Genomic DNA, 19,208 nt, shown 5'->3' with positions numbered 1-19,208 from the left:
GTGGACTCACTATGCGCACGCTCGGTTAACACCGCGTAAACATCAGGAATGATCAGTTTAGCCACCAATACCGCGAGACTCTGTTACAGCGATGCGGGTGGCTGATCAGGCCGCAGAACCACCAACAGTTAGACCGCCAATCATCAAGGTTGGTTGGCCAACCCCGACTGGCACCCATTGCCCCGCTTTCCCACAGTTTCCTATGCCGGGATCAAGCGCCATGTCGTTGCCGATGGCGCGAATTTGTTTCATCGCTGTGGCACCGTCGCCTATCAGTGTTGCACCTTTCACAGGTGCGCCAACTCTTCCGTTCTGAACGCGGTAGGCTTCTGTGCAGGAAAACACAAACTTGCCATTCGTGATATCGACCTGGCCTCCACCAAAACCAACAGCATAAATGCCATCTTTCAGATCGGCCAAAATGTCGGTGGGATTTGCATCGCCACCCAGCATGTAGGTATTCGTCATGCGTGGCATTGGGGCATGCGCGTAAGATTCGCGCCTTCCGTTGCCCGTTGCCTTAACGCCCATTAGCCGGGCGTTCTGACGGTCTTGCATGAAGCCGACCAAGACCCCGTCTTCAATTAGGGTATTTTTGCCGCTGGGGGTGCCTTCGTCGTCAAAGGTGATGGATCCACGCCTGTCGGGAATCGTTCCATCATCCAGCACTGTCACGCCCTTGGCGGCAACTTGCTGTCCCATCAGGCCGGCGAAGGCTGATGTTCCCTTGCGATTGAAATCCCCTTCAAGGCCGTGCCCGACCGCCTCGTGCAACAATATGCCCGGCCAGCCCGCACCGAGCACGACATCCATGACACCAGCCGGGGCAGGGACGGCAGACAGGTTCACCGCTGCGATACGCAACGCTTCACGAGCGGTGGTCTGCCAGTTGTCGCGAACCATGAGGTCTGAAAGGCCGGTACGCCCGCCGCCGCCGGTGGACCCAGATTCGCGTCGCCCGTTTTCTTCCACAATGACCGAGATGTTCAGCCTGGCCATTGGGCGTACGTCCCGAAGCAAAGCGCCCTCAGGGCGTAAAATCTCTACTTCCTGCAAAGACGCCGCAATCGTTGCCGAGACTTGTACAACGCGCGGGTCGAGCGCACGTGTGAACTCATCAATCTCACGCAGCACATCCAGTTTTACTGTAAATTCCGCCTGTTCAATCGGGTCTAGATCGGTATAGAGCCGCTTGTTTGTGAGAGCTGGCGCATCTGCGAGCGCTCCGCCGCCTGTACCAACCGCGAGCCGGGCCGTTTCGACAGCGCGTTTAAGCGCCGCTTCGCTGATATCGGTCGAATGAGCGTATCCGGCAGTTTCACCACAAACCGCACGCAAACCAAACCCTTCTGACGCATCGTAGCTTGCGTTTTTTACGCGCCCATCGTCAAATACCAGTGCTTCGGAGCGGCGGCGTTCCAGAAACAGTTCACCATCATCCGCCCCTCCGGTTGCTTGGCGAAGTAAAGCCAGTGCCACTGATTGATCCAAAGAGGTGTCAAAAGGGCGAAAGGGGGTATAAGACATACGGGCACTCCGGCTGAATTCGTTGCAAAAACGCAAAAGCGGCTGTTTGCCGCGCATGATTTGCTTGTTCCATCTCGCTTAATATGGTTTCAAGCGCACCGGACACAATGGGAATCCGGCTTATATTTGAGCCGGGCCTCCGGGCGGGTTGTTCCGTCGGGACGCGAACAGGATACAGATATGCGACTTCTGAGCTATTTTTCTGGCCTTATGGCCGCCACACTCGCAGTTTTCACCAGCTTTGCAGCGTTTGCCCAAGATGGAATCGATGGGCTGGAAATCGTTGGGGCACCAATTGACGGTGCTCTTGGGTTTCAACCTGCGGCGACTGAACTGGCCCGCGATCAACAATGGCTCGATGGTATGGTCCTCGTGATCATCACTGCGATTGTTGTTTTTGTCACAGCTTTGCTGGCGTACATTATCGTTCGTTACAACGCCCGTATGAACGGCACCCCAGCGCGGTTTACCCATAACTCCCCTCTGGAAGTTGCGTGGACACTGATTCCAATTGTGATTCTGGTTTTCATTGGGGCGTTTTCGCTTCCTGTATTGTTCAAGCAGCAGGAAATTCCAGAAGCTGACATCACCATCAAGGTCACCGGCTATCAGTGGTACTGGGGTTACGAATATGTCGACGAAGGGTTTGGCTTTGACAGTTATCTGCTTGGCCACCCTGCAACATTGGGTGACGAAGACGGCGATGTGGAGCCTTACGTGCTGAACGCTGCAATGGAAGCGCGTCTGGAACGTGACGGATACTCGCGCGATGAGTGGCTTCTTGCAACTGACAACGCGGTGGTTGTGCCGATCGGAAAAACGATCGTGATGCAGGTCACCGGAGCGGACGTGATCCACAGCTGGGCTATGCCTGCCTTTGGTGTGAAACAAGACGGCGTTCCGGGCCGTTTGGCAGAACTTTGGTTTGCTGCAGAGCGCGAGGGTATCTACTTTGGCCAGTGTTCTGAATTGTGCGGAAAAGACCACTCTTACATGCCGATCACAGTTAAAGTGGTAAGCCAGGCTGCCTATGATGCCTGGCTACAGCGCGCAAAAAGCGAATTCGCGGGCGTGCCACAGAACGTCAACGTTGCATCGAACGACTGACACCTATCAGACGGGGCGTATAACAACGCCCCGCCTCTAGGAAGAGGAACGCCATGAGCGATACAAGCATCAACATGCAGGCAGGCTCTGACCCGGTGGAAGCCGGGTTTGGCGATTATTTCGCGTTGCTGAAACCGCGCGTGATGTCTTTGGTTGTTTTTACTGCTTTTGTCGGTCTGCTGGTTGCGCCGGTATCCGTGCATCCGATGGTTGGTTTTGCTTCTATCCTGTTTATCGCAATTGGCGGGGGCGCATCCGGCGCTCTGAACATGTGGTGGGATGCTGACATTGATCGCGTGATGAAACGCACGCAGTCACGCCCCATACCTTCCGGCAAAGTGACCGAAGGTGATGCGTTCGCAATAGGGATCACACTTTCTGCTATGTCTGTTGTGATGCTGGCGCTTGCCTCGAACATTGTGGCGGGGGCCTTGTTGGCTTTCACAATATTTTTCTACGTGGTGATTTATACCATGTGGCTGAAGCGCTGGACGCCGCAGAACATTGTTATCGGCGGCGCTGCCGGGGCTTTCCCTCCGATGATCGGGTGGGCCGTTGCCACGGGCGGTGTTTCAATTGAAAGCGTCCTGATGTTTGCGATTACTTTCATGTGGACGCCACCTCATTTCTGGGCGTTGGCGCTGTTCATGAAGGGCGACTATTCGAAGGCAGGTGTCCCAATGTTGACTGTCACGCATGGTCGCAAAGTGACGCGCACGCATATCCTCGTTTACACGCTGCTTCTTGCGCCTGTTGCGCTGGGCGCCGGATTTACATCTATCGGTGGTCCGATTTACATGGCGACGGCTATTGTCCTGAACCTGCTTTTCATCAAAGGTGCATATGGTATCTGGCGTCGTGACGAAACCGCCGCCGAGGCTGATCAATACCGCGTCGAAAAAGCGTTTTTCAAACTTTCGCTTCTCTATTTGTTCCTGCATTTCGGAGCGCTTTTGGTTGAAGGCGCTTTGAAACCCTTTGGTTTAGGGGGTTGGTGATGGCGATTGGACGCGAGCACGAATTGCACAAACGCCGGATGGGTCGCAATATGGGCGTCGGGCTGGCACTTGCCGGATTTGTCGCAATTGTCTTTGGTCTGACGGTGGTTAAAGTCAAGGTTATTGATGTGCCTTCTGCCTATGAGCAGAACACCGGGCTAGGGGCTGCAACATCTGGGGCAAGCGAATGAGTAAACTGACAAGCATTCAGAAAACCGTTTCGTTGTTGGTCGGAGTCGTTCTTGTCATGGGTGCGCTCGCCTGGGCGTCGGTCCCGCTTTACAACTGGTTTTGCAAAGTAACGGGTTACGGCGGCACGACAAATACTGCGACGACCTCATCAGACACGATTCTCGATCGAACAATCTCTATCCGGTTTGATGCCTCCGTCGACCGGAATATGGCGTGGGAATTCAAACCTGTTGCGCGCGAAATGGAATTGAAAATCGGCGAAACTGGGTTGGCCTTTTACGAAGCGTATAATCCCACGAACCGTGTTATCGCCGGTACGGCGTCGTACAATGTTGCACCCTACGCCGCAGGTTCTTTTTTCACCAAGATCGACTGTTTTTGCTTTGAATTGCAGGTTTTACAGCCCGGCGAACGGGTCATGATGCCCGTAAGTTTTTACGTTGATCCAGAAATGGTAGACGACCGCGAAGCAAAATATGTGCAGCACATCACGCTGTCTTACACATTCTACGAAACCGAATTACCCGAAGAGACGGCAAGCCTCTCGACTGCGGCTTCGGCCCCTGTTAACTAAGCCTCCAACGAGGGAACACGCATGGCACACGAAAAAAACCACGACTATCACATTCTACCACCGGCGATTGAGCCACTGCTTGGGGCACTTGGCGCGTTTGTCATGCTCTTTGGCGCAGTTATGTGGATGGCAGAAGGCATTCCCTATCTCTTCTTTATCGGCCTTGCGCTAGTGCTTTATGTCATGTTCGCATGGTGGTCCAAAATGGTCACCGAAGGCCAGACCGGTGATCACACACCTGTAGTGCGGATCGGCCTGCGTCTTGGGTTCATCATGTTCATCATGTCAGAAGTCATGTTCTTCTCGGCATGGTTCTGGACGTTCTTTAAACATGCAATGTACCCGATGACCGAAGGTTCGCCAGCTATTGATGGAATTTGGCCACCTGCCGGGATTGAGACGTTTGACCCGTTTCACCTGCCATTGATCAACACGCTGATCCTGCTGTGTTCCGGTGCGGCTTGCACATGGGCACACCACGCACTGGCTCATGAAAACAACCGCAAAGACCTGATCAATGGCCTTATCCTGGCGATTATTCTTGGGGCATTGTTCACGTTCTTTCAGGCCTACGAGTACAGCCATGCGGCATTTGGGTTCACCGATGGTATCTACCCATCGACCTTCTACATGGCGACTGGCTTTCATGGATTTCACGTTTTGCTTGGTACCGTCTTCTTGTTCGTCTGCTTGATGCGCGCATTGAAAGGTCACTTTACACCGGATCATCACGTAGGGTTCGAGGCTGCAGCCTGGTACTGGCACTTCGTTGATGTGGTCTGGCTGTTTCTGTTCGCTGCCGTTTATATCTGGGGCGCCTGAGCAAGGTCAGAGGTTGAAAAACCTGCACTAAAACAGATAATGCAAAACGCGGAGCCATCGGTTCCGCGTTTTTCAATTTGGGAGCTTCCGTTTGTCCAGACCAATGATTCTGCCTTTTCTTTTTGGAGTGATTGGCGTGGCGATTTTGTTGGGGCTTGGAACCTGGCAGGTGCAGCGTTTGGCCTGGAAAAACGGAATTCTGAACGAGATTATAACCCGAATCAAAGACACCCCGATTGCCATACCGTCCGAGCCAGATCCGGAGCGTGACAAGTACCTGCCGGTTCGGGCAACTGGAACTATTGCGCAGGACGAGCTGCATATTTTGGTCAGCCTGAAACAAGTTGGCGCAGGCTATCGCATCGTTTCAGCGTTTGAGACGGATGGGCGGCGCATACTACTGGACAGAGGTTTTGTCGGCGTCGAACAAAAAGACGCCCCACGTCAGGCACTGGACGTTGAGGTAAAGGGAAATTTACATTGGCCGGATGAGGTAGACGGATACACCCCTGCGCCTGACTTAGCAGAAAACATTTGGTTTGCGCGCGATGTCGACTCTATGGCTCAAGCCCTGAGAACGGAGCCAATTTTTCTTGTGGTACGTGAAACGTCGGAATCGGACCCATCCGTGACGCCCTTGCCTGTCGACATTTCAGGCATACCAAATGATCACTTAGGCTACGCGATCACATGGTTTTCACTGGCTTTTGTGTGGTTGGGGATGACAGGCGCCATTCTGTGGCGTATCAGGCAACGAACGAAGTAAAGGCACCATTCAGGATGCGATATATCTCGACCCGGGGCAGCGCCCCGAGCTTAAGTTTTGAAGAAGCGATGTTGACAGGGCTGGCGCGTGACGGCGGGCTATATGTGCCCGAATCCGTACCGACGATGCCCAAGAGCGAAATCGCGGCGCTTGCCGGATTGTCGTATGAAGAGGTCGCCTATCGCGTCATGCGTCCGTTTATCGGTGATACCTTTTCGGATTCAGAATTTGGCGAGATTATTGAGAAAGCCTATGCAGGTTTTGGGCATGACGCTCGTGCACCGCTGGTGCAGCTCGCGCCAAACCATTTCCTGCTTGAACTGTTTCACGGCCCGACACTGGCGTTCAAAGATTTCGCAATGCAGCTTATTGGCCAGATGTTTCAAAAGGCTTTGGCGCGTCGGGGAGAACGTATCACGATCGTCGGGGCGACATCGGGCGATACCGGTTCTGCAGCGATAGAAGCGTTTCGTGGTCTTGAGGCGGTTGATGTATTTGTCATGTTCCCCCATGGCCGCGTCAGCGAAGTACAACGGCGTCAGATGACAACTCCGGTAGAAGGCAACGTTCATGCCCTTGCGGTCCACGGCGATTTTGACGACTGTCAGGCGCGTCTCAAAGACATGTTCAATGATTTTGAGTTTCGTGATGGCGTACGCCTTGCCGGCGTGAATTCGATCAACTGGGGTCGTGTACTGGCGCAGGTGGTTTACTATTTTAGCTCGGCCGTGTCTTTGGGTGCGCCGCATCGCAAAGTCAGCTTCACTGTCCCAACCGGCAACTTTGGCGATATTTTTGCAGGCTACATTGCCAAGAAGATGGGCCTGCCTATCGACAAGCTGGTGATTGCGACCAATCAGAACGACATTCTGCACCGCACACTGACCAGCGGGGCTTACACCACTATGGGTGTTACACCGTCAATTAGCCCTTCAATGGATATTCAGGTGAGCTCGAATTTTGAGCGCGCACTGTTTGATATATATGATTGCGAAGGCTCGGCAGTTGCACAGTTGATGGATGAATTGAAATCTGGTGGTAGCTTCAATGTTTCTCAAGGTGCATTGGAGCGACTGCGCGGACTTTTTGTTTCTGGTCGGGTCTCCGAAGAGGAAACCTCGGCAATGATAAAATCCGCCTTTAAACACACTGGCGAAGTACTTTGCCCCCATTCTGCGGTTGGTGTGAAAGTCGCTGCTGACCATTTGGGTGTGACGCCAATGATAACGCTTGCAACGGCGCACCCGGCAAAATTCCCAGCCGCAGTGAAAGCGGCGTGCGGACAGGATATTTCGCTTCCGCCGCGAATGGCTGATCTATTTGAACGAGATGAACGCGTGACCGAGGTTGCGAATGACCTTGGTGCGTTAGAAACTTTGATATGGGAGCGTTTGGCCCTTTGAGCGTAGAACTTCATACACTGTCTAATGGTTTCCGCATTGTCACAGAGAACATGCCGGGGCTTCAATCGGCTTCTCTCGGTATCTGGGTCATGGCGGGTGGCCGTGATGAGCGGCCCGAACAAAACGGCATTGCGCATTTTCTGGAACATATGGCCTTTAAAGGCACCAAAACCCGAAGCGCACTACAGATTGCCGAGGCCATCGAAGATGTTGGCGGATATATAAACGCTTACACCAGCCGCGAGATGACGGCCTATTATGCGCGGATACTGAAGTCAGATGTGCCTTTGGCGCTCGATGTGATCTCGGATATTTTGCTCAACCCCGTCTACGACCATGACGAAATAGAGGTCGAGCGCGGCGTGATCCTTCAGGAAATCGGCCAGGCGCTTGATACGCCCGATGACGTGGTCTTTGACTGGCTGCAGGAAGAGGCCTATCCAGACCAGCCTCTGGGACGGACAATTCTTGGCCCCGCAGAACGGGTCAGTGCTTTTTCGCGTAACGATCTTTCCGGGTTTGTAGGGGAACAATACGGGCCCGATCAGATGATTCTGGCGGCAGCAGGGGCAGTGGACCATGCAGACCTTGTTAGACGGGCTGAGGCATTGTTTGGCCACCTTCAGGGCAGTCAGTCACCTAAATCGCAACCCGCACTTTACACGGGTGGCGAAAAGCGTGTCGTAAAAGACCTTGAGCAAGTTCACATGGCGATGGCGCTTGAAAGCCCGGGCTACAGGGACGACGATATTTATACTGCGCAAATTTATGCGGCTGCGCTCGGTGGTGGGATGTCATCACGTCTGTTTCAGGAGATCCGCGAGAAGCGCGGGCTTTGCTACACGATCTTCGCACAGGCTGGTGCCTACGCTGACTCGGGCCTGATGACCATCTATGCGGGCACGAGTGCTGAGCAGATCGGTGAACTGTCCGGATTGACCATGGACGAACTGAAACGCTCTGCGGATGATATGTCCGAAGCAGAAGTCGCCCGCGCCCGTGCACAGATGAAAGCAGGGCTGCTGATGGGGCTGGAAAGCCCGTCATCGCGTGCAGAGCGCCTTGCGCGGATGGTCGCTATCTGGGGCCGGGTGCCGCTTGTTTCGGAAACGGTTGAAAAGGTAGATGCAGTTACGACGCGCGCGGTTCGGGAGTTTGCTGGCGCACTGGCGACCGGCATCAAACCGACCCTTGCCCTTTATGGCCCGGTTGATCATGCACCAACGCTTGAAGAACTACAGAACAGGCTTGCTGCCTGATGCTTGGATTGCGGCGCAAGGTTCGTATCGAGACGGAACGGATGACATTGCGTCCGCCCGTTCATAGCGACCATCGCAGTTGGGCTTCCTTGCGTCGTGAAAGTGCTGAGTTTTTAAAGCCGTGGGAGCCGACGTGGTCCACTGACCACCTAAGCCGCAAGGGGTTTACCAATCGGGTCTACTGGGCGCAAAGATCAATCGCGAACGGCTCGGCGGTTCCGTTGTTTCTTATTCACCGCGCAGAGAACAGATTGATCGGCGCTGTCACCTTAGACACCATTCGACGGGGCCCTGCGCAGGCGGCAACGCTTGGGTATTGGATTGGCGCCCCATGGGCGCGTCAGGGTTTCATGCGCGAAGCGATAGAGGCTGTTACGTTTTACGCCTTTCACGAACTTGACCTTAGCCGAGTGGAAGCTGCATGTTTGCCTGAAAACATCGCGTCGCGTGGTGTTCTGGAAAAGACCGGTTTCAAATATGAAGGCGTTGCGCAAAGTTATTTACAGATCAATGGGCGCTGGCGAACGCATGTTCTCTATGCGAACCTGCGTATTGACCGGCGTGGCAAGACCGAAGCTGGATAAGGGGTCCAGCATCGGATGTAAGCTTTGAGAGGCAGGAGTGTAGGATGCTGACCCCCGCAAATGACGCCTTTGAAACATTGCTTCGCGCTCAGCTCCCCGAGTCATCGTTCCGCCCGCTGACCCCCGCTTATCTGGAAGAACCCCGAGGAAGGTTTTCAGGTCAAGGGGGCTTACTGATTGCGCCACGTGATGTGGAACAGGTTTCGATAATCATCCGGGCCTGTGCGGCTGCGAAGGTCGGGATTGTACCCTATGGCGGCGGCACAGGGCTGGTCGGGGGGCAGGTCCTGCCCGAAGGTCCGGCACCCGTTATTTTGTCGCTCGAGCGTATGACGCAAATCCGTGCGGTGTATCCGGAAGAGAACGTGCTTATCGCCGAAGCGGGTGCGATTTTGCAAAACGTGCAGGCAGCCGCCGAAGAGGCTGGGCGTCTGTTCCCTCTTTCACTGGCGTCAGAAGGAAGTTGCCGTATTGGTGGTAATCTCGCGACGAATGCGGGGGGTGTAAATGTGCTGCGCTACGGAAATATGCGGGATTTATGCCTAGGGCTTGAAGCGGTTCTTCCAGATGGTGATATCTGGAATGGGCTCACGCGGCTTCGCAAGGATAACACTGGTTATGACGTTCGGAATTTGCTGATCGGGGCTGAGGGCACGTTAGGCGTTATCACCGCTGCGACATTGAAACTTTTTCCAAGGCCTGCAGAGCAGGGAACTGCACTTTTTGTCGTCACCAACCCGTCCGATGCACTGAAACTGCTCGCAATCGCGCAGGATATTTCGGGTGGTGGCGTCAGCGCATTTGAATTGATCCATCGCACGGGACTCGATTTTTTGGCGAAACATATGCCGGATGTTCGTGTTCCATTTGACCAGATGCCAGAATGGTCGGTTCTTGTTGACCTGGGTTTGCCAGCCGCTATGGGCGCGGCCGGAACTCTTGAAAATATCTTTGAACAGGGTCTGGATGCTGGTCTTGTCACCGACGGGCTTGTCGCGCAATCAGAGACACAAAGGCAGGAATTCTGGTCTGTACGTGAACATATTCCGCAGGCAAATTCACGGGTGGGCGCAATATCCAGCCATGATATTTCACTGCCGCTTGGCGCGATATCCGAGTTTTTGGAGGTGGCGGGGCAGGCTGTCTCTGCCTTGGGCAAGTTCCGCATCAACAGTTTCGGACATCTTGGCGACGGAAACCTGCACTACAATGTGTTTCCGCCAGAGGGGCAGAAGAAAGAAGCGTACTCTGAGCGTCGGGACGAAATCAAAGGGTTGGTGCATGATCTTGTGCACGAATTCGAGGGTTCATTTAGTGCAGAGCACGGGATTGGGCGCCTAAAAACGGACGATCTGTTGCGCTATGGGTCACCTGCGAAAATTGCACTGATGCGCATGATTAAAACATCGCTTGATCCCCATGGAATAATGAATCCCGGTGTGATTTTTTCGAAGAACGATTAGCAATAAAAATGATCGCCCTGATGGCGAAACCAACAGGGCGATCAATGTCTTACGTGTGTACAAGCAGCGCCTGTTACTGTCAGGCAAGATCAGCTTTAGGTGGGTTTAGTTAATTTACGGTTTACAGCCCCGAGAATTCACAAAGGGCATAGACGTCCATTCCCATTGCTTCAAGCTTTTTGCGGCCACCCAGATCTGGCAAATCAATTATAAAGGCGCAACCAACAATCTCTGCGCCAAGACGCTCGATCAGTTTGATACCGGCTTCCGCTGTACCGCCAGTTGCAAGCAGATCATCCACAACCAAAACCGTTTCGCCGGGCAACAGTGCGTCATCATGAATTTCGACAATCGCTTCGCCATATTCCAGCTTATATTCCTCTGAAATCGTGGTTCCCGGCAGTTTACCTTTCTTGCGGATAGGGACGAAACCTACTGAAAGCTGGTGGGCAATCGCACCACCCAAGATAAAACCACGTGCTTCAAGACCAACAACCTTGTCGATCCGCATTCCCGCGTAGGGGTGCAACATCTGGTCAATTGCCATGCGAAACCCGCGCGGGTCAGCGAAAAGCGTTGTGACATCGCGGAACATGATCCCTTCATGAGGAAAGTCGACAATCGTGCGGATGTAGTCTTTGACAGTTTTGTTGTTGTTCATCCTGATCCCTAGTTAACAATTGTGCGGTATTGGGCGATAGTTGCGCTTAATTCCTGAACTGTCCAAAGGACAAGCATAAATATCACGATACACAGCAAAAAGTTCACAAAGCTTTGCAAAAGCCGCTTCCAAAGCTGATCCCGTGTTTAGAAAATTCGCAACTCCGGACGGAGAAGGAAGCGAGAGGACAAGTATCCGAACAGCAGCATCGTAAGCGCCCAGTAAAGCAAATCTAGCAGGGGCGAAGGAAACTCTGTCGCAAGAAACCGGGCAAAGCCAACCATCAACGTCCAGCGAAAAACGTGAAACACCTCGTCTGTCAGCGCTTCCAGGTGACGGCCAAACTTGTAGCGTCTGTCAGGTTGAGTCATCTGATCTAACCAACCAAGCATGAGCTAAACGAGAACCCGAGCAGCAACGGCATCCAGTTTGGCAACCAGCGCCGGATCGCGCGCATCGGGATGGGTCAGGATGGCATATTCAAGCGCCCGATCACAGCCATGCGGGCAGGGGGGCCGTTGAGCGCCCAAAAGCGCGGGTAGACGACGAACCATTTCCCGGCCTTTATCGGCGTTACCCATAAGTGTTTTGATAATCTCACTTACGTCCACTTCGCCGTGATCCGGGTGCCAGCTATCGTAGTCTGTAACCATTGCGACTGAGGCATAGCAAAGTTCTGCCTCGCGGGCGAGTTTTGCTTCGGGCATATTGGTCATCCCAATCACATCACACCCCCAGCTTTCCCGGTACACCTTGGATTCAGCAAGCGTTGAAAACTGTGGCCCTTCCATCGCCAGATAAGTGCCGCCCCGGTGTACATTGATACCCGCGTCTTTTGCAGCAGTTTCACAGGCGTCTGACAGGCGCGGACAGGTTGGGTGCGCAACACTTACGTGTGCTACAAACCCGGTTCCAAAAAAGCTTTTCTCACGGCCAAAGGTGCGGTCGATAAACTGGTCAATGACGACAAAATCACCAGGCGCCATTTCTTCGCGGAAAGATCCGCAGGCAGAAACAGAAATCACGTCTGTGACGCCAATACGCTTCAGCGCATCAATGTTGGCGCGGTACGGCACTGTTGTCGGGCTGTGGACATGACCCCGGCCATGCCGCGGTAAAAAAGCCATTTCCACCCCATCAAGAGAACCCGTCAAAATTTCGTCTGAAGGGGTGCCCCAGGGGCTTTCTACTGCCTGCCACTCAGCGTCTTTGAGGCCATCTATATCATAGATGCCCGAGCCGCCAATTATGCCAATTATTGTCTTTGCCATGAAGAATCCTCAGTCGTCCGGCCTGTTAAGGCTAAAGAGCTCTGTAACGCGTGCATAGTCACGATAACCAAGACGTGCGAGAGGGTGAAAGCTGGTGATGTCAAACCGGCCATCCTTCATGCAATCGTCACGCATATGAATGCCTGTGACCTCTCCGAACACAACGATATTTGCGGCACCGGGCAATCTTACAATCTGGGTCAGTTTGCACTCCAGATTTGCGGGCGCATTCGCAACGCGGCTGCATTTAATTGTCTCGCATTCGGATTTTTCGACTCCGGCAAGCAGAAACTCGTCTTTGCCAGCGGGATGTTCCCCTGAGCTTATGTTCATTGCATCGCGCGCCGCATATTCAACGATGTTCACGCAGAAAACCCCGGTATCCCGGATATTTGCAACACTGTCTTTCGTATCTCCACGATCCGCCTTTGCGCTGGAAGACGCGAACATGACTTGCGGCGGGTCATAGGCGACCGCGTTGAAAAAGGAATAAGGCGCAAGGTTATCGACCCCGGCACTGTCCCGTGTTGATATCCAGCCAATGGGTCTTGGGGTAACAATGGCGTTAAATGGATTGTGGGGAAGGTTGTGGCCATCTTCAGGTCTGTAGAACATCTTTGCTCCCAATGTTTGCCCAACTGGTAACGTCGTGTTAGGGGCGTTTCCAGAGAAAAGTTTGGTGACTTTAGGAAAGCGCTAGCGGTGTATCGGCTAACTGAAGAAACAGCAACGGATTGGTGGGAAGTAGAAGCGATCTATGACCTTTGCTTTGCACCGGGGCGTGAGGCGCTTTCGTCCTATCGTTTACGTGACGGGATTTCGGCGGTGCGTGAGCTATCTCTTGTTGCTCGGGACGAAGATGGAATTCTGGCAGGGGCAATTCGGTTTTGGCCAGTTCGTATCGGGAAACGCCCCGCCTTGCTGCTAGGGCCTGTCGCTGTCCACCCGACCCGACAGGGCGAAGGACTTGGGGGATATCTCATTCAGGAAAGCCTTGAAACTGCACGCGAAAATGATTGGAAACGCGTTATGCTTGTGGGGGATGCGTCCTATTACGGCCGTTTCGGGTTTAACAAACTCGAAGGTGTTGAGATGCCGCCGCCCACCAATCCAGAGCGGGTTCTAGGGCAAGAGTTGGTTGAGGGAAGCTGGGTAGGTGTTACAGGGATGGTCCAGAAAGCGGACGCCGAGTAGAATACGAGGTTCACCAGCCTGCAGATCGTATCTGCATTGTGCGCGACGCCCTCAGCTCTCTTTTGTCAACCAATCCAAGATCGCCGGGCGGACGGATTGATCGCCACGTGCACGTGCGGTTTCGATCACTTCTTTAACTTCAGCAAGGTTTGAACGACGCAGAATTGATTTTACTGGCCCAATTGAAGCCGGTCGCATCGAAAGCGCGCGAAGGCCTATCGCTGCAAAACACAGGGCTTCAACAGGCCGTCCTGCATCCTCTCCGCAAAATGAGAGAGGTGTGTCTGTCTCGTTGCAGCGTTGAACGATTTGCTCAAGAAACGTCAGGAAACTAACGTTCAATGTGTCATAGCGTCTTCGCACGCGTTCATTTTCGCGGTCAGCGGCAAAGAAAAACTGTTTAAGATCATTGCCCCCGATGGAAATAAAGTCTGCCATTTCGAAGAATTGGCGCGGCGCAAAGGCAAGCGAAGGTGTCTCAAGCATCGCTCCCACTTCCAAAGATTCTGGCAAGACGTGCCCAAGCTGGCGCTCTCTCTCCACTTCTTTGTACACAAAGGACCGAGCTTCTTTAAACTCTTCAAACTGCGCAACCATTGGAAACATAATATACATTGGGCGGCCATTTGCGGCGCGCAGAAGCGCCTGAAGCTGCATCCGCATCACACCGGGTTTATCAAGCCCGACCCGGATGGCGCGCCAGCCAAGCGCGGGGTTTGGCTCGTCCTGCGGTTTCATATAGGGCAGTACCTTGTCAGACCCTATGTCAAGCGTGCGAAAAATAACGCGCTTGCCGTGCGCTGCATCCATGACGCGCCCGTAAAGTGCAGCAAGTTCCCCACGGCGCGGCACCTTGTTTCGGACAAGAAATTGGAGTTCGGTACGGAATAACCCGACGCCATCTGCACCTGAATTGTCCAGTGACGGCAAATCCGCCATCAGGCCAGCATTCATTGTCAGGCTGATATTTGTTCCACAAAGAGTTTCGGCTGGTTTGTCCCGGATAGAGGTATAGCGTTCCTGTGCCTGAGCTTGCATTGCCATCTTGTCACGAAACGCGCTGACGACAGTATCGTCAGGCCTCAGATGCACAATACCTTGTTCGCCATCAACCATCACGTGGTCGCCATTCAGCGCTTCGTTGGTGATACGTTCTGCGTGAATAATTAGTGGAATAGCAAGCGCGCGCGCAACGATCGTGGCGTGCGAGCCAACGGACCCCTCTTCAAGAATGATACCTTTCAGCGATCGACCATATTCCAAAAGCTCTCCGGGGCCGATGTTGCGCGCAACCAGAATTGGGTTATCCGGCATTTCGGCACCAGTGTCCTTGCCTTGCCCGGTCAGGATGCGCAACAGACGGTTCGACAGATCGTCAAGGTCATGCAACCGGTCACGCAGGTAAGCGTCAGGAACCTGAGACAGGCGCGCGCGGGCCGTTGATTGTTCTTTTTCAACCGCGGCCTCTGCAGATAGGCCGCGCGCGATATCCTCCTCCATGCGGCGCATCCAGCCTTTGGAATTGGCAAACATCCTGTAGGCTTCAAGCACCTGCATCTGCTCTTTGTCACCTGTCCCTGCACTCGTCAGCATTTGATCCACGGAAACGCGCAACTGATCAATTGCTTCCTGCAGGCGTTGCAATTCGGCATGTGGATCGTCAGCGATAGGGTTTGTTACGACGACGCGGGGTTCGTGCAGAAATACATGACCTTCAGCCGTTCCTTCCTGTCCAACCCCACCTTTGAGCATGACGGGTTGCTGATGCCGCGCGGACAATGCTGCGCCTTCGCCAATGAAAGCACCAAGTTCGGTCATTTCAGCCAGAACCATTGCGACCACTTCCAGCGCGTAGACTTCGTCTTCAGAAAACTGTCGGGCTTCTTTGGATTGTACGACCAATACGCCAAGGCGTTCGCCCAGCCGCTGGACGGGTACACCCAGAAAAGAAGAATAAATTTCTTCGCCAGTTTCGGGCATAAAACGAAAGCCCTTTTCCTGAGGGGCGTTCGCCGTGTTGATCAATTTTGTGAATTTCGCGACGCGCCCAACCAGACCTTCTCCAAGTTTAAGCCGAGTCTGGTGAACAGATTCAGGGTTCAAACCTTCTGTCGCACAAAGTTCCAGCGTCTCAGCGTCACGGAACAGATATATTGAGCAAACTTCCGTCTGCATCGAATCCGCAGTCAGATGCATGATCCGGTCCAGACGGGTCTGACCAGCACTGTCTTCCGCCAATGTATCGCGCAAACGTCTGAGAAGTTTGCGGCTTTCACTTTCTGTTTGTTCGGCCATGGGCCCCTTTAAGCGCTTTTTTCCAGTTCAAAAGCATCATGCAGGGCTTGGACGGCAAGTTCCATATATTTCCGATCTATTAGTACGGAAATCTTGATTTCAGAGGTTGTGATGACCTTAATGTTTATTCCTTCAGCATGAAGCGCATGAAACATTTGCGCGGCAACACCAGCGTGCGAGCGCATTCCGATACCTACAACCGACACTTTGGCAACATCCTGATCAGCAACAAGATCGTGGTAATTTATGCTGCCTTCCGCCTTGGCCCCCTGCAGGGCTTTCTCGGCACGCAAAACCTGATCTGTCGGGCAAGAGAAGGTCATATCGGTACGACCTTCTTCGGATATGTTTTGCACGATCATGTCAACGTTAACGCCAGCATCCGCCAGCGGTCCAAAGATGGCAGCCGCAATACCGGGCCGGTCAGCGACCGAGATCAGGGTCATTTTCGCTTCATCACGCGAATAGGCGACGCCGGAAACTGCATTTGATTCCATAATTTCCTCCTCGTCACAGACATATGTGCCGGATGTTTCTGTTTGTTCATCAAAACTGGACAGGACGCGCAGCTTAACCTTGTAGCGCATTGCAAGTTCTACCGAACGCGTCTGAAGAACCTTGGCGCCCAATGAAGCGAGCTCCAGCATCTCTTCGAATGCGATCTTGTCGAGTTTGCGGGCTTTTTCGCTGATCCGCGGATCGGTCGTATAGACGCCGTCAACATCGGTGTAGATGTCGCAGCGTTCAGCGCCAAAGGCAGCGGCGAAGGCGACGGCTGTCGTATCCGATCCGCCCCGGCCAAGTGTGGTGATGCGCCCTTCCGGGCTGATCCCCTGAAAACCAGCAACCACAGCAACGCGCATGCCTTCGTCAAACTTGGCATTCAGGTTTTCTGTTGGAATATCCTCTATCCGTGCTGCGGAATGGGCAGAGGTTGTCATCACCGGCACTTGCCAGCCCTGCCAGCTTCGCGCCGGGACATCCATTTCCTGAAGTGTAAGCGCCATTAAACCAGCGGTTACGTTCTCGCCAGAACTGACCACGGCGTCATATTCGCGCGCATCGAACAACGGTGACGTTTCGCCAACCCAGTTGACCAGTTCGTTGGTCTTTCCGGACATCGCTGAAACGATGACTATGACGTCATAGCCCCGTGCGACTTCAACGCCGACGCGTTTTGCAGCGCGGCGGATTTTGTCCAGAGAGCCAACAGAGGTACCCCCGAATTTAACTACCAAAAGCGGCATGGAATATCCCTTAGCCCTAGCTTTCTATAAACCGAGGTTTTCTTAGGGGGGATACGCTCCAAGAGCAAGTGCGGTGCGTTGTCTCTGCGAACCTTAAAAGGGATGTGTCCGGCCGTCCCAGGTCAGAAAGGACCCAGTGGTTTCAAGCGAAAGCTCTGCAAACCGGCTTTTCAAACCTGAGACAGATTCGGTTTCAGTAATTTCAGCACTTGCACCGCCCATATCGGTTTGAACCCAGCCAGGATGATAGATACCGACCGCGATCCCAAGTCCTTTTAGATCTGCCGCTAAGTTCCGGCCTAGATTCAGCGCAGCAGCTTTTGATGCTCGATAAGCGTATGAGCCGCCAGGGGCTCTTGTGTCAGAGCCCATCTGAGACGAAATAATCGCAATTCGCGGAGTGTTTGCAAGCTGCAGATTTGCAAGCATTGCCTGCACGGTAAGAAAAACACCCGTCACGTTTACCGCAAAGCTTTCGGCCCATGTTTCGGCGTCATAACCGTCTGCAAGGCTATGGCCTTTATCGAGATATACCCCAGCGTTGCAAACCAGCAGTTCAACAGGTTTATTCTCAAGCCTTCGCGCCACGTCTTGTTGCGAAACGGGATCTGCCACATCTAGGGTAACCCAACTCTCGTCAGGAATTGCGCCTCTTGTGGTTCCAATAACTTCAGTGCCATGAGTCTTATAAAGTTCAAAGAGAGCACGGCCAATTCCCCGGTTTGCCCCGGTAATAAGTACAGTCATTGGCTAACCCCTTAGTTTGTTTTTCTGTTCGGTGTGAAGGGTAGGGGGGCTACTGGCACCCCATCCTCTATAAGCGATTTGGCCTCTTCAAGCTTTGCTTCGCCATAAATTGCGCGTGCCGGCGCATCACCATCGTGAATTGCCCGTGCTTCCTTGGCAAAATTCATACCGACGTAATCTGAATTGGCTTCAATTTCCGACTTCAGCTTTGCAAGTATTGTTTCCTGCTCGGTCGTCGGTGTGGAAAGGGGTTTCTTAATTTCCTCGACGGGAGTTTGCGCTGCACCGCGCGCTGTGCGTACTTTCGGGGCCATTATTGCCTTTGTAACAGCGGTATCACCACAATCCGGGCAGGCCACCAAATTGGCAGCCTTGACCTTGTCAAAAGCGTCAGCCGACTGAAACCAGCTTTCAAACTGGTGATCATTGGCGCATTTGAGAGTATACCGGATCATTGAGCCTTCCTTAGCATCGCTGCAAAGATAGTCGTTTGTTATTGTTTTAACAATGACGAGATAGGCACTTAGCGCGGAAGCAACGCAGGTTCAAATGCGCGAATGATCTGCGCAAGTTCGGGTTCGCTGACCATGGAAGCTGCTTTTTTGACACTGAACCACCGGCGGTTTCTTTCTTTCGCCTCGGGAAATTTTCTTAGCAGCCGTTTCACCTTCATCGGAAAGACTGCGACGACGCAGGGAAGTTCGTCTTCTACATTCCTGCTTTTCACATATGAAAAGATACCAAGGCAGATATTTTCGATTTTGCCTTCAACACCCGCCTCCTCAAAGGCTTCCTGTGCCGCAGCGCTCGCCGGTGTTTGCTGATCCATGGGCCATCCCTTTGGGATGATCCAGCGTCCGGCACCGCGGCTGGTAACCAGCAAGACCTGAACCTTATCGTTATTTACACGATAGCAAAGTGCTCCGAATTGGGTTCGTACGCCGTGTTTTTGCGACGCGTTCAGCTGTATCGGCTGTTGTTTTGTATTCACTATCGTCACTTTAGAGCCGCCGCGCTTGCCTGTCGTATGCTGATTTCGCAACTTATTGTTCATTTTGTGGAAGCATAGCAAAGCAAAAGTTGTCCGAAAAGGGTGAA

21 protein-coding genes are annotated in these 19,208 nt (G+C 53.3%); 11 read left to right on the top strand and 10 right to left on the bottom strand.

The features are described 5' to 3' along the window. Window positions 1-105: 105 nt before the first annotated feature. Entirely contained in the window at window positions 106-1,527 is a 1,422-nt protein-coding gene (gene tldD, locus J4E70_RS17215) for a metalloprotease TldD (RefSeq protein WP_213890892.1), read from the bottom strand. A 180-nt stretch (window positions 1,528-1,707) separates the two neighbouring features. Here tldD and coxB point away from each other — a divergent pair, with 180 nt between their 5' ends. The 10 genes from coxB (at window position 1,708) to J4E70_RS17165 (ending at window position 10,695) form a co-directional block, all read left to right on the top strand. Further along, on the top strand, window positions 1,708-2,634 hold the full coding sequence (gene coxB, locus J4E70_RS17210; protein ID WP_377608300.1) for a cytochrome c oxidase subunit II: 927 nt from the start codon (window positions 1,708-1,710) through the stop codon (window positions 2,632-2,634). Between the two features lie 53 nt (window positions 2,635-2,687). Beyond that, entirely contained in the window at window positions 2,688-3,632 is a 945-nt protein-coding gene (gene cyoE, locus J4E70_RS17205; RefSeq protein WP_213890891.1) for a heme o synthase, read from the top strand. After that, window positions 3,632-3,823: a hypothetical protein gene (locus J4E70_RS17200; RefSeq protein ID WP_213890890.1), complete on the top strand. Its 192-nt coding sequence runs from the start codon at window positions 3,632-3,634 to the stop codon at window positions 3,821-3,823. Before cyoE ends, J4E70_RS17200 begins: the two co-directional genes overlap by 1 nt. Then, complete coding sequence (locus J4E70_RS17195) at window positions 3,820-4,398, top strand: cytochrome c oxidase assembly protein (RefSeq protein ID WP_213890889.1); 579 nt, start codon at window positions 3,820-3,822, stop codon at window positions 4,396-4,398. Before J4E70_RS17200 ends, J4E70_RS17195 begins: the two co-directional genes overlap by 4 nt. Before the next feature lie 21 nt (window positions 4,399-4,419). Next, on the top strand, window positions 4,420-5,220 hold the full coding sequence (locus tag J4E70_RS17190; protein WP_213890888.1) for a cytochrome c oxidase subunit 3: 801 nt from the start codon (window positions 4,420-4,422) through the stop codon (window positions 5,218-5,220). A 91-nt stretch (window positions 5,221-5,311) separates the two neighbouring features. After that, on the top strand, window positions 5,312-5,986 hold the full coding sequence (locus tag J4E70_RS17185) for an SURF1 family protein (protein WP_246531832.1): 675 nt from the start codon (window positions 5,312-5,314) through the stop codon (window positions 5,984-5,986). Window positions 5,987-6,000: 14 nt separating this feature from the next. Beyond that, window positions 6,001-7,389: a threonine synthase gene (gene thrC / locus J4E70_RS17180; protein ID WP_213890904.1), complete on the top strand. Its 1,389-nt coding sequence runs from the start codon at window positions 6,001-6,003 to the stop codon at window positions 7,387-7,389. Further along, window positions 7,386-8,648, top strand: a complete 1,263-nt coding sequence (locus tag J4E70_RS17175; RefSeq protein WP_213890887.1) for a M16 family metallopeptidase — start codon at window positions 7,386-7,388, stop codon at window positions 8,646-8,648. Before thrC ends, J4E70_RS17175 begins: the two co-directional genes overlap by 4 nt. Then, entirely contained in the window at window positions 8,648-9,232 is a 585-nt protein-coding gene (locus tag J4E70_RS17170; RefSeq protein ID WP_213890886.1) for a GNAT family N-acetyltransferase, read from the top strand. The genes J4E70_RS17175 and J4E70_RS17170 overlap by 1 nt, the downstream gene beginning before the upstream one ends. 44 nt (window positions 9,233-9,276) lie before the next feature. After that, a complete protein-coding gene (locus tag J4E70_RS17165; protein WP_213890885.1) occupies window positions 9,277-10,695 on the top strand; it encodes an FAD-binding oxidoreductase in 1,419 nt (472 codons plus the stop codon). Between the two features lie 121 nt (window positions 10,696-10,816). Here J4E70_RS17165 and J4E70_RS17160 read toward each other — a convergent pair whose 3' ends face one another. From J4E70_RS17160 to J4E70_RS17145, 4 genes are all read right to left on the bottom strand, one after another. After that, complete coding sequence (locus tag J4E70_RS17160; protein ID WP_213890884.1) at window positions 10,817-11,356, bottom strand: adenine phosphoribosyltransferase; 540 nt, start codon at window positions 11,354-11,356, stop codon at window positions 10,817-10,819. 146 nt (window positions 11,357-11,502) lie between these two features. Beyond that, window positions 11,503-11,727, bottom strand: a complete 225-nt coding sequence (locus J4E70_RS17155; protein WP_213890883.1) for a hypothetical protein — start codon at window positions 11,725-11,727, stop codon at window positions 11,503-11,505. Window positions 11,728-11,751: 24 nt separating this feature from the next. Beyond that, on the bottom strand, window positions 11,752-12,627 hold the full coding sequence (locus J4E70_RS17150; protein ID WP_213890882.1) for an S-methyl-5'-thioadenosine phosphorylase: 876 nt from the start codon (window positions 12,625-12,627) through the stop codon (window positions 11,752-11,754). A gap of 9 nt (window positions 12,628-12,636) precedes the next feature. Then, window positions 12,637-13,242 (bottom strand): flavin reductase family protein, encoded by a 606-nt coding sequence (locus tag J4E70_RS17145; RefSeq protein WP_213890881.1) that lies wholly within the window; start codon window positions 13,240-13,242, stop codon window positions 12,637-12,639. 87 nt (window positions 13,243-13,329) lie between these two features. Here J4E70_RS17145 and J4E70_RS17140 point away from each other — a divergent pair, with 87 nt between their 5' ends. After that, entirely contained in the window at window positions 13,330-13,821 is a 492-nt protein-coding gene (locus J4E70_RS17140; RefSeq protein WP_213890880.1) for a GNAT family N-acetyltransferase, read from the top strand. Window positions 13,822-13,872: 51 nt separating this feature from the next. Here J4E70_RS17140 and ptsP read toward each other — a convergent pair whose 3' ends face one another. The 5 genes from ptsP to J4E70_RS17115 all read right to left on the bottom strand — a co-directional run bounded on the left by ptsP (window position 13,873) and on the right by J4E70_RS17115 (window position 19,101). Further along, on the bottom strand, window positions 13,873-16,116 hold the full coding sequence (ptsP, locus tag J4E70_RS17135; RefSeq protein ID WP_213890879.1) for a phosphoenolpyruvate--protein phosphotransferase: 2,244 nt from the start codon (window positions 16,114-16,116) through the stop codon (window positions 13,873-13,875). Window positions 16,117-16,124: 8 nt separating this feature from the next. Then, a complete protein-coding gene (locus tag J4E70_RS17130) occupies window positions 16,125-17,363 on the bottom strand; it encodes an aspartate kinase (RefSeq protein ID WP_213890878.1) in 1,239 nt (412 codons plus the stop codon). 93 nt (window positions 17,364-17,456) lie between these two features. Beyond that, window positions 17,457-18,110: an SDR family NAD(P)-dependent oxidoreductase gene (locus J4E70_RS17125; RefSeq protein ID WP_213890877.1), complete on the bottom strand. Its 654-nt coding sequence runs from the start codon at window positions 18,108-18,110 to the stop codon at window positions 17,457-17,459. An 11-nt stretch (window positions 18,111-18,121) separates the two neighbouring features. Further along, window positions 18,122-18,565 carry a DUF1178 family protein gene (locus J4E70_RS17120; RefSeq protein ID WP_213890876.1) on the bottom strand — a complete coding sequence of 148 codons (444 nt, stop codon included), beginning with the start codon at window positions 18,563-18,565 and terminating at the stop codon, window positions 18,122-18,124. Between the two features lie 68 nt (window positions 18,566-18,633). Continuing rightward, entirely contained in the window at window positions 18,634-19,101 is a 468-nt protein-coding gene (locus J4E70_RS17115) for an NUDIX hydrolase (RefSeq protein WP_343229479.1), read from the bottom strand. Between the last annotated feature and the right edge of the window lie 107 nt (window positions 19,102-19,208).

This window comes from Pseudohalocynthiibacter aestuariivivens (assembly GCF_018457175.1).
In the GTDB taxonomy this organism is placed as follows: Bacteria; Pseudomonadota; Alphaproteobacteria; order Rhodobacterales; family Rhodobacteraceae; genus Pseudohalocynthiibacter; species Pseudohalocynthiibacter aestuariivivens.
Note: the sequence above shows the minus strand (reverse complement) of the source record. Positions and strands in the feature narration are given on the sequence as shown.

What these genes read in the sequence shown, in the direction of transcription:
- J4E70_RS17145 (WP_213890881.1), bottom strand. Translation starts at nt 13,242, where the DNA reads ATGTTCTACAGACCTGAAGATGGCCACAACCTTCCCCACAATCCATTT.
- J4E70_RS17165 (WP_213890885.1), top strand. Translation starts at nt 9,277, where the DNA reads ATGCTGACCCCCGCAAATGACGCCTTTGAAACATTGCTTCGCGCTCAG.
- ptsP (WP_213890879.1), bottom strand. Translation starts at nt 16,116, where the DNA reads ATGGCCGAACAAACAGAAAGTGAAAGCCGCAAACTTCTCAGACGTTTG.
- J4E70_RS17170 (WP_213890886.1), top strand. Translation starts at nt 8,648, where the DNA reads ATGCTTGGATTGCGGCGCAAGGTTCGTATCGAGACGGAACGGATGACA.
- J4E70_RS17190 (WP_213890888.1), top strand. Translation starts at nt 4,420, where the DNA reads ATGGCACACGAAAAAAACCACGACTATCACATTCTACCACCGGCGATT.
- tldD (WP_213890892.1), bottom strand. Translation starts at nt 1,527, where the DNA reads ATGTCTTATACCCCCTTTCGCCCTTTTGACACCTCTTTGGATCAATCA.
- J4E70_RS17125 (WP_213890877.1), bottom strand. Translation starts at nt 18,110, where the DNA reads ATGACTGTACTTATTACCGGGGCAAACCGGGGAATTGGCCGTGCTCTC.
- J4E70_RS17200 (WP_213890890.1), top strand. Translation starts at nt 3,632, where the DNA reads ATGGCGATTGGACGCGAGCACGAATTGCACAAACGCCGGATGGGTCGC.
- J4E70_RS17160 (WP_213890884.1), bottom strand. Translation starts at nt 11,356, where the DNA reads ATGAACAACAACAAAACTGTCAAAGACTACATCCGCACGATTGTCGAC.
- J4E70_RS17150 (WP_213890882.1), bottom strand. Translation starts at nt 12,627, where the DNA reads ATGGCAAAGACAATAATTGGCATAATTGGCGGCTCGGGCATCTATGAT.
- J4E70_RS17195 (WP_213890889.1), top strand. Translation starts at nt 3,820, where the DNA reads ATGAGTAAACTGACAAGCATTCAGAAAACCGTTTCGTTGTTGGTCGGA.
- J4E70_RS17120 (WP_213890876.1), bottom strand. Translation starts at nt 18,565, where the DNA reads ATGATCCGGTATACTCTCAAATGCGCCAATGATCACCAGTTTGAAAGC.
- J4E70_RS17155 (WP_213890883.1), bottom strand. Translation starts at nt 11,727, where the DNA reads ATGACTCAACCTGACAGACGCTACAAGTTTGGCCGTCACCTGGAAGCG.
- coxB (WP_377608300.1), top strand. Translation starts at nt 1,708, where the DNA reads ATGCGACTTCTGAGCTATTTTTCTGGCCTTATGGCCGCCACACTCGCA.
- cyoE (WP_213890891.1), top strand. Translation starts at nt 2,688, where the DNA reads ATGAGCGATACAAGCATCAACATGCAGGCAGGCTCTGACCCGGTGGAA.
- thrC (WP_213890904.1), top strand. Translation starts at nt 6,001, where the DNA reads ATGCGATATATCTCGACCCGGGGCAGCGCCCCGAGCTTAAGTTTTGAA.
- J4E70_RS17130 (WP_213890878.1), bottom strand. Translation starts at nt 17,363, where the DNA reads ATGCCGCTTTTGGTAGTTAAATTCGGGGGTACCTCTGTTGGCTCTCTG.